This is a genomic window from Brevibacillus reuszeri (genome assembly GCF_002897295.1).
GTDB lineage: Bacteria > Bacillota > Bacilli > Brevibacillales > Brevibacillaceae > Brevibacillus > Brevibacillus reuszeri_A.
This window is the reverse complement of the sequence record NZ_BEXF01000085.1, coordinates 1-1,524: the sequence shown is the minus strand read 5'-3', so window position 1 is coordinate 1,524 and position 1,524 is coordinate 1. Positions and strand designations below refer to the sequence as shown.

Genomic DNA, 1,524 nt, shown 5'->3' with positions numbered 1-1,524 from the left:
GTCTTCCCATGAGCTACCTTCATACCAAACTTCTTCATGTTCCTTTCCATCTGCCTCAATATCTCGCCATCCGATACGCCATTTCCCCTCCTCTTCCCCAATCCATATTTGTGCCGCTTCCTTATAAGCAGATCCTTTTACCATATGATTCATAAATACAATATTCATGTTTATATCCTCCCGGCTAATTGTTCAGTAACTACGGATATCAAGTATTTAATCTGGCCATTAGATCATTGTTGATAGTTCATCCTGCAAGAAACGAGCAGATTCATTTAAACATCGCTTAAATAGATCCAGTTCAGATAGATACTCATTGAATTCATCATTGTTTAGGCTTTCTTCACTTAAATCACTTAAAACATCACTGAGTTTTTCGATTAATTCCCGTTGTCCAATGGTTACAGGCGGTAACTTAATCTTTCGCCCGACAGTCAAAATTCTAGAAGGACTAATATCCGTATAAGTCTGCCTAAACCATCGAAGAACATCACTTTCAGAATCTATATCACTGGGTACTTCTAACGTATGAACGGTTGAATCCTCTACATCTTCTGATACTTCATATACAACAATGAACCCTGTATGATCCGCCTCTATCTTGCTCGGCAGTTTATGATTTTCGAAGCTCTGATTAGCCATATATTCTGGAGGGCATCCAGTACCACAACCCAACAGCACCCCATCACGAACGGCATCAGGAAACCAATCAATTGTATGATCCAATGTATATTCATCTTGAAATTGTTGGATGGAAGTATAGCACCAAAGGGGCTTAATTCGTTGTTCAGCCCATTCAGTTGGAACTGTAAACCATGCCTGCTCCAAGTGATCAAATTTACCGTCTGTAGTACCTAATAATTCATCTACGTAACAATTTAAAGTTATATGGTTTTTCATATTCATTGAGGGTGTTCCCCTTTCGCATTCTTTTGATATCCGCATGGGACTGTGTCCCGGAAGGGCGTTTTTTCGCCTTTTGACGCGGAGCTTGGAAACAGAGACTTGGGAAAGGATCAAGGGTTTCAGTCCAAAAGTTTTTTCGACTTCTGCAGAAGTTGAAGAAAAAAGTTTTGGGCCCCTTGATCCTTTCATCGTGAGACTTGGCTTGCAGCGGAATTGAGGGGCGAAGCCGGAGGCTCGGTCCGCTGCAAGTTTAGTCGAACTGTCTCTGTTACCATGCGGATGTCAAAAGCGAAAATGCGACTATAATAAAAAGAACCGGCAACTGCCGGTTCTCTCCATTTTTTTGGGGTTCGTTAGGTTTGTGGCTCCGTGGCAGGTGTAAAGCGACAGCCAGGAACATAGAGCGCCTTGGACGGGGCGGTATTTTCCCGACTTAGGCGCTCTCGTTATCGGGTGGAGTAACCTGACAGCGGTGTGTACCGGCTCTTAGGTGGATGCTAAATCCGCCTTAGAGCCGGTAACATCAGCCTGAAGGTTTACGCTTTACCAAGGAATATCGTTAAAGGAATCATAATCAATCCAGCTCCTACCTGCCGATACGCTTGTGCTATAGTGATT

The 1,524-nt window shown here is 43.1% G+C and carries 1 protein-coding gene; it reads right to left on the bottom strand.

From position 1 onward, the window contains the following. Positions 1-228: 228 nt before the first annotated feature. Positions 229-906: a hypothetical protein gene (locus C3B52_RS35430; protein WP_103110997.1), complete on the bottom strand. Its 678-nt coding sequence runs from the start codon at positions 904-906 to the stop codon at positions 229-231. Between the last annotated feature and the right edge of the window lie 618 nt (positions 907-1,524).